Here is a 13419-nt window from a genome sequence, read left to right as displayed (position 1 = left end):
TAATGACAGACGGGCGCGCGGGCGCTGGTCATGCCCCCACCCCCTGCCCCCCTCCCCCGCTGGGGGAGAGGGCGCTGCCTGCTCCCGCCCCGCTGAGGGAGGGTTGGGGTGAGGCCGCACCTAGCGGGCAAACCACAACATCACCCCTAGCACAATCAAGACCCCAACTGTAAAGACCAGCGCGTAGGTGCGCACATAGCCGGTTTGCAAGGCGCGCACGCCGTTGGCCAAGCCGCCGAAGAAGCGACCAACTCCCATCACCAACCCATCAACCCCTTGCGGGTCGAAGACGCGAGCCAGAAAATCGGCCAGCCGCTCGAACCCAGCCACCACGGTGCGCTGGTAGAGCCGGTCGAAATACCACGCCTCTTCCATCCCTTCCCAGATGTCGCCGCTGTAGCGGTAGGCCGGATCTTTGCCGCCAATTTTGATTTTGGCCGCGTTGGTGGTGTACACCCACCAGCCGAGATAGCCCATCCCGACCGCGCCAGCGGTCGCGATCAAGGCCAACCAAAGGTTAAATTCGCCGGCCTTCTCGTGCAACACCGGTTCGAGCCAATCGGTCAACCAGTGCAGCACCGGCAAATTGATCGCACCGCCAATCGTTGCGCCAACCGCCAACACCACCAGCGGCACGGTCATCACCGGCGGGCTTTCGTGCGGATGGTAGCTGGGATCGCGCTGGGTGCCGAAGAAGACCAGCGCGACCTGCCGGCCCATATAGAAGGCGGTGAGCAGCGAGGTCAGGAAGAGAATGACGAAGATCGGCGTCTGGCCGTGACTGATCGCGTGGGCCAAAATCTCGTCTTTGCTCCAGAAGCCGGCAAACGGGACAATGCCGGCCAGCGCCAACGCGCCGATCACATAGGTGCGGAAGGTGGTTGGCATAGCGTCCTTGAGCCCACCCATCCGCCGCATATCCTGCGTGTCGTGGGTACCGTGAATCACCGAACCGGCGGCGAGGAAGAGCAGGGCCTTGAAGATACCGTGGGTCAGCAGGTGGAAGATCGCGGCCACATACGCACCCATGCCACAGGCCGCCACCATAAACCCCAACTGCGAGACGGTGCTATAGGCCAGCACTCGCTTAATATCCCACTGGGCCATCGCCGCGGTGCCGGCCAGCAGCGCCGTCAGCGCGCCGATCCATGCCACCCAGCCTTGGGTGGTAAATGACGAGACAAACAATGGCTCGGCGCGGGCCATCAAATAGACCCCGCCAGTCACCATGGTGGCAGCGTGAATCAGCGCCGAGACCGGCGTCGGGCCGGCCATGGCGTCGGGCAGCCAGACAAAGAGCGGGAATTGGGCGCTTTTGCCGGTGGCGCCGATTAGCAGCAGGAACGAGATCGCTGTACTGACGAAGATCGGTTGCCAATCGGGGCCGATGCGCAGGCCGGCAATATCGCCAACCCGTTCGAGGAAGCCAAGCTGGCCCTCGGCGCCATCACCGTAAAAGTTGAGCGTGCCAAAATACGCGAACACGGCCAGCATAGCGAGAATAAAGGCTGCGTCGCCGATCCGGTTGACCACAAACGCCTTCACCGCCGCTGCGCTGGCCGACTTGCGCTCAAACCAAAAACCGATCAGCAAGAACGAGCAGAGACCGACGCCTTCCCAACCGAGGAACAGCAGCAACAGATTGTTCGCCATCACGAGAAAGAGCATCATGGTGACGAACAGATTAAGGTAGGCGAAATAGCGCACCACCCGCGGGTCGCCGTGCATGTAGCCGATGGAATAGACGTGGATCAACGCGCCGACGCCGGTGATCAACAGCGCCATCACCGCCGTCAGCGGGTCGAACATAATCGCAAACGGCACCCGGAAGCTGCCGGTATTGATCCATTCCCATGCCGTGCTGACAATCCGCCGTTCTTCGGGTGGCATGCCGGCCAGCATCGCCACCGCAATCAGCGTCACCACAAACGCTGCCGCCACCAAGCCGCTCGCCACCAGACCCGCTTCGCGTTCGCGGCGAATGACGAACACATTCAACAGAAAGCCAATAAACGGCAGCAGCGGAATAAGCCAGATCAACAGTTCCATAGCCGGCTAGCCCTTCAATGTACTGACTTCATCGACATCTGCCGTGCGTTTGGTGCGGAAGATCGAGACGAGCAGCGCCAAACCGACGGCCACCTCCGCCGCGGCCACCGTGATGACGAAAAAGACGATCACCTGCGCTTCGACGCCGAGCCGTTCGCGGGCAAACGCGACCAAGGCCAAGTTGGCCGCGTTGAGCATCAACTCAACCGACATAAAGACTACGATCGCATTGCGCCGCAACAAAACGCCGAGCACGCCGATCGTGAACAAGATGGCGCTGAGCAACACATAATACGAGGTGGGCACCATCAGATCTTCCTCCCGCGCTGATTCAAGACCACCACCCCCACCACCGCGATCAGCAAGATAAACCCGGTCACCTCGAACGGCAGCAGATAGTCGGTGAAGAGCAGCGCCCCCAACGACCGCGGATCGCTGAATTGGGCCAGCGCCTCGCCATCGGGCGGCGGCGTGGTCGCCCCCCCTAACCCGACCACGACCGACACCACCAGCAGAGCTAAGCCCAACAGCAGCGCCAACGGCTGCTGCCACGCAATCCGATCCGGCGCGTCTTCCACCTTCTCAGCGCCCAACAACATCACCACAAAGAGGAAGAGCACCATAATCGCGCCGGCGTACACCGTGAGCTGGATCGCGAACAGGAACGGGGCGCTCAACAACAAATACATCACTGAAATGGCGGCGAAGTTCAGCAGCAAAAAGAGCGCACTATGCACCGCATTGCGCGACACCAGCATCGCCACCGCGCCGATAATCGCGATCACGGCTGTGATCAGGAACAGGATCAAGTCCATACACCGTGCTCCAGATATTGCAACCGCAGAGGCGAACCAAGCGCCTCTGCGCCAGATCACAAATCAATCTTGGCCGGCGGGCTCGGCTGCCGGTTAAGCTGCTGCAAAATCGGCGGCGGCTCGCCGTGACCTTTATCTGGGGGCACGAGCAGCATCTCTTTGGTGTAGATGGCTGCGCGCCGGTCATAAAAACTCAACTCATACTGGTGTTCGAGCACAATAGCGTTGGTAGGGCAGGCATCTTCGCAGTACCCGCAGAAGATGCAGCGCAGCATATTAATCTCATACACCGCGGCATACCGCTCGCCGGGTGAGCGCGGGTTGGCGGGGTCATTTTCCGCCGGAATGACCAAGATCGCATCGGCGGGGCAGGCGGCGGCGCACAAGGCGCAACCGATACACCGCTCTTGGCCGTTGGCGAAACGCTTCAGTTCGTGGCGGCCACGAAACCGCTCGCGCACCGGACGCTTCACTTCGGGGTATTGCACCGTCACCGGACGCTTGAACATGTAGCGCAGCGTGGTTCCTAACCCTTTGACCAGTTCTTTGAGCATACGTCTATCCTTTCGGGCAATGCCCCGCATCACCCCTACGATTGTGGAAGCTGCACGTCATTGACCAAGGTGACATTATCGACCGGTTTGGGAGTGCGGTTGAAGCCGAGTGCGATGGCGATGGTGAGCGCTCCCAAGCCGAACAAAACCCACGAATGCACCGCGCGATCGGGCACAAGGACGATTACGACCGCGGTGTAGACCAGATTGAGCAAGCCGAGCGGCAACAACCACTTCCAGCCGAGATCCATGAGCCGATCGTAGCGCAGGCGCGGCCACGAAGCGCGCACCCAGACCGAGATGAACAAGAAAATGACAACCTTGAGCAAGAATGCACCGAGCGAGACGAGACCGAAGACAATGCTGCCGGCCACCGGCCCGGCCAGCGCGGTCACTTCACGGCCTAGAATGTCGAGGCCGGGGAAATTCCAGCCGCCGAAGAAGAAGGTGACGGCCAAGGCCGAGACCGCAATGAGTTTAATATATTCGGCCATGAAGAAGAGGGCAAATTTCATCGAGCCGTATTCGGTATTGTAACCGCCGGTCAACTCTTGCTCGGCTTCGACCAGATCGAACGGCGCACGCACCACTTCGGCAGTTGCCGCCACCATAAAGAGCACAAAACCGAGTAATTGCGGGATGATGCCCCACAAGCCGCCCTTTTGCTGGGTGACGATTTCGTGGGTCGAGAAGGTGCCGTAGGTCATCACTACGCTGAGCACCGCACACCCCAGCGCCAATTCATACGAGATAAGCTGGGCCGAGGAGCGGATGCCGCCGAGCATCGAGTATTTGTTATTCGAGGCCCAACCGGCCAGCGTGATGCCATAGACGCCGATGCTGGTCACTGCCAGCACATAAAGCACACCGATATTCAGATCGGTAATCTGCAAGATATTCCACAAATTGGCCCGCGCCGGATCGTAACAGGCCTGATAATCCCAGTTGAGGTTGAGACAACCGAACGGAATGACGGCCCAAATGATCAGCGCCGGGATCACAGCCAGCGCCGGCGCCAGCAGGTAGACCGGCTTATCGGCCATGGCCGGCACGATGTCTTCTTTGAAAAAGAGCTTGACCGCATCGGCGGCGGGTTGCAAAAAGCCCTTCGGCCCGGCCCGGTTGGGGCCGACGCGGTGCTGCAAGCGCGCAAGGAGCCGGCGCTCGAACAGGGTCAAATAGGCGAAGGCGGTCGTCACCGCAAGGGTGATGACAAAGCACTGAATGACGATAATCAGAATGGTGAGCCAGTCCATGATCGCTTCCTTTGTGGCATGATGCTCTCATCCCCTCGCCCCTGCTCCCGTGGTGCGGGAGCAGGGGAGTGGTGGTTTGGCAGAGACGGCATACGCTTACCCCATCACCACTTTCGCCAGACTCACCCGGGTGCGCGGGCCGGTTTCGATAGCGGCTGCCGTGACATCGGCCAATCCCGCCGGCAGCAAGATGATGCCTGCCGGCAGATCGGCCAACACGCGCGCCGGCAGCACCAGTTCACCGGCTGCCGAGGTGAGCCGCACCCGATCGCCGCTGTGGATATTCAGCTTAGCCGCATCATCGGCGCTGATCGCCACATGGCCCGCTGGGACGAGATTCTGCAACTTCGAGCCGCGCAGATGGCGGTCGCCATCATACGCCAGCACCTGTTCGAGCAGCAAAAGCGGACGGTCATCGGCGAAGCCAGTGACTGCGCCGGTGAAGGTCAAGGTTACGCCCTTCGCTAGCGCCGGCGGCAACGCCAAACCGACCCCTTCATTATTGGTATAGCTAGTGCCATCGTAGTAGATCGCGTCATCGTATTGGCGTCCCCAACTGCCGCCCGTGCCGGTGGCCGCTAAGGCAGCGTAGGTGATGCCGGCATAGCCCGGCGCTTTGGCAGCAATTTCGGCGGCGACATCAGCCGCTACCACGTACTCCCATGCCTCGGCAGTGACCGGGATCGGGCCATTCCGCCCGCCGCCAATCGGCACCATCGCCAGCGTTTGGGCCACTGCGGCGATGATTTGCCAATCAGGCCGAGCCTCACCTACTGGCGCGCAGGCTTGCCGCGAGCGTTGCACCCGCCGCTCGGCGTTGGTATACGAGCCTTCGCGCTCGGCGACGCTGGCCGCTGGCAGCACCACATCGGCCAATTCAGCGCTCGCAGTGAGGAAGAGGTCTTGCACCACCACAAACTCAGCCGCTTCCAGCGCCGCGCGGGCCGCGGGCAGCTTCGCCGCCGGATCGACGCCGGCCAGCCAGATGGCGCGCACCTTGCCGGCCTGCGCCGCAGCCCAGATGCCGTTGGCATCGAGACCGCGCTGTTTGCGCGGCGCGTAACCCGGCCCAGCATCGGGACGCACCCCCATCTCGATGGCGCCACGGCTATTGCCGCCCGGCAACAGGGCAATGATACCATTGTTGGCCGTGCCAACCCGTCCGGTTAGCATCATCAAGGCCGCCAACGCTTCGGTCAGAGCCGGGCCGGCGCTGCGCGCTTCCCAGCCATACACGATCAAGCTCTGTTCGGCGGCGAGGAAGTCTTTCGCTAGCGTTTCCAACTCTGCCACCGGCAACCCGCACGCCGCCGCCAAATCAGCGAGCTTCGACTGGCCCACCGCTCGGCGCAGTTCATTCCACCCATGCACCCGATCGAGCGCTGCCGGCTTGCCACCCGCTTCGAGCGCCGCCTTGAGCAGGGCATAGACAAACGCCAATTCACCTTCGGGCCGGTAGCGCACCACCTTCGTCGCCGAGCGGTCGAGCTTGGCCGGACGCAGACCGGCGACGACCAGCTTGCCGCCGCGCTGGGCAATCCCGCGCAGCCGCAGCATGTAGAGCGGCGCTTCCTCTTCGGGATCGGCCCCAACCACCAACACGACCGTCCCCGCGCCGAGTTTGCTCAGATCGGTGCCGGGGCCGGGAGCGAGCAGACCGCCGATCTCATCGGGCGGGAGCGCCGCCGGGCCACCGCTGCCGGTATCGATGTTCTCGCTGCCCAACTCGCGCAGCAGCTTCTGGAAGAGGTAGAGGTCTTCGTTGCTCAGATGCGGCCCAGCCAAACCGGCCAAAGCGCTGGCGCCGTGCCGCGCGCGGATAATCGTCAACTGATCGGCCACCCGCTCCAGCGCCTCGTCCCAACTGACCGGCACCAGCTTGCCATCGCGCCGCACCAACGGCGTGGTCAGGCGATCGGGTGACTCGATAAAGCGATGGCCATAACGGCCCTTATCGCAAATCCAGATATCGTTCACCGCCGCATTCTCGCGCGGCATCACCCGCATGAGGCGGTCGTGGCGCATATCGAGAGTAAGGTTACAGCCAACCGGACACAGCGTGCAGACCACCGGCTTGCTCTGCAACTCCCACACCCGCGCCTTAAAGCGGAAATCGCTGCTGGTGAGCGCCCCCACCGGGCAAATATCGGTCGTATTCCCAGAGAACTTGCTGTTGAAGGGCGGATCCGACTTCGAGATAATCATCCAATTGCGGCCCCGGTTATCAAAACCGAGCACCGGGTCATCGGCAATCTCATCTTGGAAGCGGACGCAGCGCCCGCAGAGGATGCAGCGCTCGCGATCGAGATAGATCAAATCGCCGAGCTTCACCGGCTTCTCGAAATGCACCTTATCGTTGTAATCGAAGCGCGAGACCGCCGGCCCCCAACCCATCGTCAAGTTCTGCAACGGGCACTCGCCGCCTTTATCGCACACCGGACAATCGAGCGGGTGCGAGGTCAGCAAAAACTCGAGCACACCGCGCTGGGCAAACTTCACCTGTTCGGTGGTGGTCAACACCACCATGCCCGGACTGACCGGCGTGGTGCAGGCGGTCTGCAACTTGGGCATCATCGCGATCACCGGCTGGCCATTGGCATCGAGCACCGGCTGGCGGGTAGCCGGATCGATCTTGGGAGTACCGACTTCCACTAGACACATCCGGCACATACCGACCGGCTTGAGGCGCGGATGGTAGCAGAAGACCGGGATGGCGATCCCGGCTTGACGCGCCGCATCAACAATATTGGTACCGGCAGGCACTGTCACCTGCACTCCATCGATGGTAAGCGTCACATCTGGCATTGTACGTTACCCTATTCTAGGAACGGATGGATGACCCCTCACCCCCGGCCCCTCTCTCACTGAGGGGGATGACCCCTTCACCCCCGGCCCCTCTCCCGCTGACGCGAGGATGACCCCTCACCCCCAACCCCTCTCCCCGTAGACGGGGAGAGGGGAGCTGCTTGGTGGGATCCACCGCATTGTGGCCCCCACCCCCGGCCCCTCCCCCGCTGGGGGAGGGGAGGTTGGCTTCCGGCCTCGCTCCCGCTGACGCGAGGATGACCCCTCACCCCCGGCCCCTCTCCCCGTAGACGGGGAGAGGGGAGCTGCTTGGTGGGCTACACCGGCATTGTGGCCCTCACCCCCGGCCCCTCTCCCCGTAGACGGGGAGAGGGGAGCTGCGGTAGCTCGGATGGAGAGGGGAACGGCCATTGCCACATCTCCCCACTCCCTACTCCCCACTCCCTACCTCCCCGCGTTGCGCTACCGGTGAACCATGAGCGGAATATGGTGGCCATTCCGGTGGCTGCTCTGTTTCACCAGCGCCTCGAATTCGTGCGGGAAGAGCTGCAACGCGCTCTTGATCGGCATCACGGCGCTTTCGCCGAGCAGGCAGAAGCAGTTGCCGGCCATCTGGCGATAGATGCCGTGCAGCGTATCAATATCGGCAGCGGTGGCATGGCCCTCTTCTACCATACGATGGAGCACGCGTACGAGCCAGTGCGTGCCCTCGCGGCAGGGAGTACACTTGCCGCAGCTCTCGTGCTTGAAGAATTCGTCCATCTTGTAGGCGACGTGCGGCGCCGAGACGGTATCGTTGAGCACAATCACCGCGCCGGAACCGAGCATCGAACCGGCGGCGGCGACGCTCTCGTAATCGAGCGGCACATCGAGATGGTCAGCGGTGAGCCACGGCGCGGATGCGCCGCCGGGAATGATAATCTTCACCGGACGGCCACCCTTCATTCCGCCGCCATATTCGGGCGATTCGATCAGTTCGCGCAAGGGTACGCCGAAGGGCAGCTCGTAGTTGCCGGGACGGTTGACGTGACCGCTGAGCGAAAAGCATTTGGTGCCGGGACTCTTCTCGGTGCCGTGCGAGCGGTACCACGCCACACCCTTCTCGACAATGCGCGGCACGTTGGCCAGCGTCTCGACGTTGTTGATAATCGTCGGCTTGCCGTACAGACCAGCCACGGCGGGGAACGGCGGCTTGAGGCGCGGCTGGCCGATCTTGCCCTCCAGCGACTCCATCAACGCTGTCTCTTCGCCGCAGATATAGGCCCCGGCGCCGCGATGGACGTAAATATCGAGATCAAAATCGGTGCCGAGAATCTTCTTGCCAAGAAAGCCGGCGGCATAGGCCTGCGCAATCGCCCGTTCGAGCGTGCGAGCGGCGGCGGCGAATTCGCCGCGCATATAGATGTAGGCCACATTGGCCTCGATCGCGTAGGCCGATAAGGCCACCCCTTCGATCAACTGGTGGGGATTCTTATCGATAATCTGATGGTTATTGAACGTCCCCGGCTCAGACTCGTCGCAATTGCAGAGCAGGTAGCGGGGATAGACGCCTTTGGGCAGAAAGCCCCACTTGATGCCGGTAGGAAAGCCAGCGCCGCCGCGCCCGCGCAGACCAGACTCCTTCACCATCTGGACAATATCAGCCGGCGTCTTTTCGGTCAGCGCATAGCGATACGCTTCCCAGCCGCCGTGGCGGCGATAGACCTCAAAATCGGCAATCTCGGGAATATCGAGTTCCCGCATCACAATATGTTCACTCAGCCCCATCGCACTCAACTTTCTAGCGCGCCCAACGGCAGCGGCGCAGCATCACAACGGCGAGGCCTTGCGGGTATCAGGCCGGTCAAGCCCAGCATCGGCTTCGGGGGCCACCGACGGCGGCGGCGTCGCCGGCGCAGCGGGTGGTTCGATGACAAACTCGCGTGGACGGTACGGAGCAAACCGCTCGATCTGCACTAGCCGGCCATCGCGAGTGAACTCGTAATCTTCGGCGAAGCGACCACTAACGCCGCGCTTGCGCGCTTCGGCGGCGCGGGAGCGCAGATCGTTCAACAGCGCCTGCACCCGGTCGGGGGTGACATCGTACACATAGTCGAGGTTTGCCTGCAACACCGGCGCGCGGTCGCACGCGGCCAGACACTTCACCCGCTGCAAGGTAAACATCCCGTCAGGTGTGGTTTCGTCTTCGCGAATGCCGAGCGTCTGCTTCAGCGCCGCGATCAGCTCCTCGGCGCCGCAGTAACAACAGGGCACATCATCGCACACTTGCAGCACCCATGTCCCGACCGGACGGTTGTAGAAAAGAGTATAAAACCCGACCACCTCGAAGACATCAGTGGCCGGCAATTCTAGGATCGCCGCTACCTCGCGAATGGCGTCATCGGTCAGATAGCCGTAGGTGTCTTGAGCAAGGTATAACAATGGCAACACCGCGCTGCGCTTGCTGGCGTAGCGAGCGACGATGGCCTCGATTTCAGCTTGATGCGTTTCAATTAGCGACACGGTCTCCTCCGTGGATAGATATTGACCCCTCACCCCTAGCCCCTCTCCCCGTTGACGGGGAGAGGGGAACTGCTTGATAGCAGGTACCGGCACTATGACCCCTCTCCCCCGGCCCCTCTCCCCGCTGGGGGAGGGGTGCTGCTGTATCTGCGCCGTCGGCACTATGACCCCTCTCCCCCAGCCCCTCTCCCCGTCTACGGGGAGAGGGGAACTGCTTGATAGCAGGTACCGGCATTGTGGCCCTCACCCCCGGCCCCGCTCCCGCTGGGGGAGGGGTGCTGCTGTATCTGCGCCGCCGGCACTATGACCCCTCTCCCCCAGCCCCTCTCCCCGTAGACGGGGAGAGGGGAGCTGCCCCACCCCCGGCCCCGCTAGCGCTGGGGGAGGGGAGTCATGTTCAGCGATCGACCTCGCCGAGGACTGGATCGAGGCTGGCGATGAGCGCGACCAGATCGGCGACTAGCCGGCCTTTGGCCATGTGGGCCAGACTCTGCAAATTGATGAACGATGGCGCGCGGAAGTGAACCCGCCACGGCTTGGGGCTGCCGTCGCTTACCACGTAGCAGCCGAGGATGCCGCGGGGAGATTCGATGCTCACGTAGGCATCGCCGCGCGGTGGCTTGAAGCCTTCTGTCCACAACTTGAAGTGATGGATCAGCGACTCCATGCTCTCGGTAATCTCGTGTTTCGGCGGCGGAGCCACTTTGCGGTTCGATGTGACCACCGGCCCCGGCCCCAACTCGCGCAGCCGTTCGGTCGCCTGCTGTACGATTTTGACGCTCTGGCGCATCTCGGCCATGCGCACGCGATAGCGGTCGTAGATGTCGCCGTTTTTTCCGATCGGAATTTCAAACGAGTAGGTCTCGTAGCCGCTGTAGGGCATCGCCTTGCGCACGTCGTAGGCAACGCCAGTGGCGCGCAGGTTGGCGCCGGTGAGACCAAGGGCAATCGCTGATTGGGCATCGATCACGCCGACGCCGACGGTGCGTTCCAGCCAGAGCGGATTCGCGGTCAGCAGATCCTCGTACTCGTCGATGCGGGATGGCATAATGGCGAGGAACTGCTCGACGGTGGGGATGAAATCCGCCGGCAGGTCGTAGGCGAGGCCGCCGATGCGGAAATAGCTGGTCATCATGCGCGCGCCGGAGACCAGCTCGAAGATATCGAGAATCTGCTCGCGCTCGCGGAAGGCGTAGAGAAAGACGCTCATCGCCGCTAGATCGAGGGCATGGGTGCCGAGCCAGACCAGATGCGACGAAATGCGCTGCAACTCGGTGAGCAAGACGCGCGCAATCTGAGCGCGTTCGGGAATCTCAACGCCGAGCAACTTCTCGACCGCCAGCGCATAGCAGAGATTGTTCGAGAGCGGGGCCAAATAATCCATGCGGTCGGTCAACACCACCGCCTTCTGATAGGTCTTGCTCTCCATCGTCTTCTCGATGCCGGTATGGAGATAACCGACATCGGGGGCGACATTGACCACGACTTCGCCATCGAGTTCCAGCACCAAGCGCAACACGCCGTGGGTACTGGGGTGATGCGGCCCCATATTGAGCACCATCGTCTCGGTGCGTCCGGCGATGGCCGGCTCAATGATCTGTTGGGGGGTAGGAACAGTAATCGGTTCGGCCATACACTACTCCCTCGCAAACGGCTTGCGCGCGTAGATGCGGTCTTGGTTAAACGAAAACGCAATCTCTTCGTCGCCGAGCGGATGATCCTTGCGCAGCGGGTGGCCGACCCAATCATCGGGCAACAAGATGCGGGTGAGCGAGGGATGGCCGGTGAAGGTAATCCCCAGCAAATCGAACGTCTCACGCTCTTGATAATTGGCGGTGGGGAAGAGCGGGGTCAGCGAGGGCACCGCCGGATTTGGCTCATCGCAGCCAACCTTGAGGCAGACACGGTGGCGATGGCGCATACTGGTAAGGTGGGCCACCACCTCGAAACGCGGCTTGCGGCCAAGATAATCGACCCCGCAGAGATTTTCGAGAAAGGTGTAGGCAAGCTCCGGATCATCGCGCAAGAACTGGGCCGCCGCCAGATAGCCAGCCGGCGTCAGCGTCACGCTCAGATCGCCCCGGAACTCGTTCACCGCCAGAATCTCTTTGCCAACCTTTGCGCGCAACGCGGCAAGCACCGTCTGATTATCCATACTACTTCACCTGCACAAGCGGATGCTCAATCCGGATCGGCGCTTCCTTCTTGCCGTTAATCTTCTCGCGCATCACCTTCTGATGGAGCATCATAATGCCATCGATCAAGGCTTCGGGACGAGGCGGGCAGCCAGCGACATAGACATCGACCGGCACCACCTCATCAACGCCTTGGACAATCGCGTAGTTATTGAAAATCCCGCCGCATGCCGCGCAATCACCCATCGCGATCACCCACTTGGGTTCAGGCATCTGGTCGTACAGGCGGCGCACAACCGGGGCCATCTTACGCGACACCCGCCCGGCGACGATCATCAGATCGGCTTGGCGCGGCGAAGCGCGGTTCAGCTCCATGCCAAAGCGGGAGAGATCGTAATTACTCGCCTGCGCCCCCATCATCTCGATCGCGCAACAGGCGAGACCAAACAGCAACGGCCACATCGCATTGGTGCGGCCCCAATTCACCACCGTCTCAAGGGTGGTGGTGACAATGCCCAAATTGCCGGCCTTCTCTTCTATTCCCATCGCAATGCCCCCTTCTTCCACTCGTAGACAAAGCCGACGAGCAACACCACAAAGAAGACACCCATAACCGCGAGGCCGGCTGGGCCAAGGTCGCGGAAGACGAGCGCAAACGGATAAAAGAAGACGACTTCAATATCGAACACGATGAACAGCATCGCCACGACATAGAACTTGACCGGGATGCGCCGGATCGCCGGGCCGACCGGATCCATGCCCGACTCGTAGGGCGCGAGCTTGCGCGGAGTGCTGCGGCGCGGGCCGAGCAGAGCCGAGAAGGTGATCACGAAGGCGGCAATAAACACGGCGATCAGAAAGAGGATCAGCACCGGAATGTAGGCGTCAAACATAAGCAGCCTCACAGCGTGCAATCGCGGGACCAGCCAGCGCGGATGGAGGTGTCAAAGGAATTATACCTGTCTTCAGGGTTGTGTCAATCAGCACGATCTAAGGAAATTATCAGTGCGATCTATCTGAAAATAGCTGTGCAATTGAGGCAGAGGCGCAAAGCGAGCAGAGGCGCTAAGTTTTAAACGCAAAGACGCAGAGAACGCAAAGGGCGCTAAGAATCTTAACGCAAAGACGCGAAGGGCGCAGAGGGCGCAAAGGTTTTTTGTATGGCGGGGCACAAGCGCGCTTGTACCATTCCCCAAAAACCTTCGCGATCTTTGCGGAGCCGGACAGCCGTCCGGCTCTACATGCGTCCTTTGCGGAGCCGGACAGCCGTCCGGCTCTACAGTGCCTATCAATTCCGTGCAGG

General features: G+C 61.7%; 12 protein-coding genes. All 12 read right to left on the bottom strand.

Going from position 1 to position 13419, the window contains the following annotated elements; all coding sequences use genetic code 11:
- Positions 1 to 120: 120 nt before the first annotated feature.
- Positions 121 to 2049 (bottom strand): NADH-quinone oxidoreductase subunit L, encoded by a 1929-nt coding sequence (nuoL, locus tag A6A03_RS15420; RefSeq protein ID WP_066790062.1) that lies wholly within the window; start codon positions 2047 to 2049, stop codon positions 121 to 123.
- A gap of 6 nt (positions 2050 to 2055) precedes the next feature.
- Complete coding sequence (gene nuoK, locus A6A03_RS15415) at positions 2056 to 2358, bottom strand: NADH-quinone oxidoreductase subunit NuoK (RefSeq protein WP_066790060.1); 303 nt, start codon at positions 2356 to 2358, stop codon at positions 2056 to 2058.
- A complete protein-coding gene (locus tag A6A03_RS15410; RefSeq protein ID WP_066790058.1) occupies positions 2358 to 2864 on the bottom strand; it encodes an NADH-quinone oxidoreductase subunit J family protein in 507 nt (168 codons plus the stop codon). The genes nuoK and A6A03_RS15410 overlap by 1 nt, the downstream gene beginning before the upstream one ends.
- A gap of 56 nt (positions 2865 to 2920) precedes the next feature.
- Positions 2921 to 3448 (bottom strand): NADH-quinone oxidoreductase subunit NuoI, encoded by a 528-nt coding sequence (nuoI, locus tag A6A03_RS15405; RefSeq protein WP_281181294.1) that lies wholly within the window; start codon positions 3446 to 3448, stop codon positions 2921 to 2923.
- Between the two features lie 5 nt (positions 3449 to 3453).
- Complete coding sequence (nuoH, locus tag A6A03_RS15400; RefSeq protein ID WP_066790054.1) at positions 3454 to 4674, bottom strand: NADH-quinone oxidoreductase subunit NuoH; 1221 nt, start codon at positions 4672 to 4674, stop codon at positions 3454 to 3456.
- Between the two features lie 96 nt (positions 4675 to 4770).
- Positions 4771 to 7479 carry an NADH-quinone oxidoreductase subunit NuoG gene (nuoG, locus tag A6A03_RS15395; protein WP_066790053.1) on the bottom strand — a complete coding sequence of 903 codons (2709 nt, stop codon included), beginning with the start codon at positions 7477 to 7479 and terminating at the stop codon, positions 4771 to 4773.
- Between the two features lie 462 nt (positions 7480 to 7941).
- Entirely contained in the window at positions 7942 to 9246 is a 1305-nt protein-coding gene (nuoF, locus tag A6A03_RS15390) for an NADH-quinone oxidoreductase subunit NuoF (protein ID WP_066790051.1), read from the bottom strand.
- A 42-nt stretch (positions 9247 to 9288) separates the two neighbouring features.
- Entirely contained in the window at positions 9289 to 9981 is a 693-nt protein-coding gene (gene nuoE, locus A6A03_RS15385; RefSeq protein WP_066790050.1) for an NADH-quinone oxidoreductase subunit NuoE, read from the bottom strand.
- 397 nt (positions 9982 to 10378) lie between these two features.
- Positions 10379 to 11614, bottom strand: a complete 1236-nt coding sequence (gene nuoD, locus A6A03_RS15380; protein ID WP_066790048.1) for an NADH dehydrogenase (quinone) subunit D — start codon at positions 11612 to 11614, stop codon at positions 10379 to 10381.
- 3 nt (positions 11615 to 11617) lie between these two features.
- Positions 11618 to 12136 (bottom strand): NADH-quinone oxidoreductase subunit C, encoded by a 519-nt coding sequence (locus A6A03_RS15375; RefSeq protein ID WP_066790046.1) that lies wholly within the window; start codon positions 12134 to 12136, stop codon positions 11618 to 11620.
- Between the two features lies 1 nt (position 12137).
- Positions 12138 to 12662: an NADH-quinone oxidoreductase subunit B gene (locus A6A03_RS15370; RefSeq protein ID WP_066790044.1), complete on the bottom strand. Its 525-nt coding sequence runs from the start codon at positions 12660 to 12662 to the stop codon at positions 12138 to 12140.
- Positions 12653 to 13009 carry an NADH-quinone oxidoreductase subunit A gene (locus tag A6A03_RS15365; protein WP_066790041.1) on the bottom strand — a complete coding sequence of 119 codons (357 nt, stop codon included), beginning with the start codon at positions 13007 to 13009 and terminating at the stop codon, positions 12653 to 12655. Before A6A03_RS15365 ends, A6A03_RS15370 begins: the two co-directional genes overlap by 10 nt.
- Positions 13010 to 13419: the final 410 nt, after the last annotated feature.

This window comes from Chloroflexus islandicus, from assembly GCF_001650695.1.
Lineage (GTDB): Bacteria > Chloroflexota > Chloroflexia > Chloroflexales > Chloroflexaceae > Chloroflexus > Chloroflexus islandicus.
This window is presented reverse-complemented; position numbering and strand designations above follow the sequence as displayed.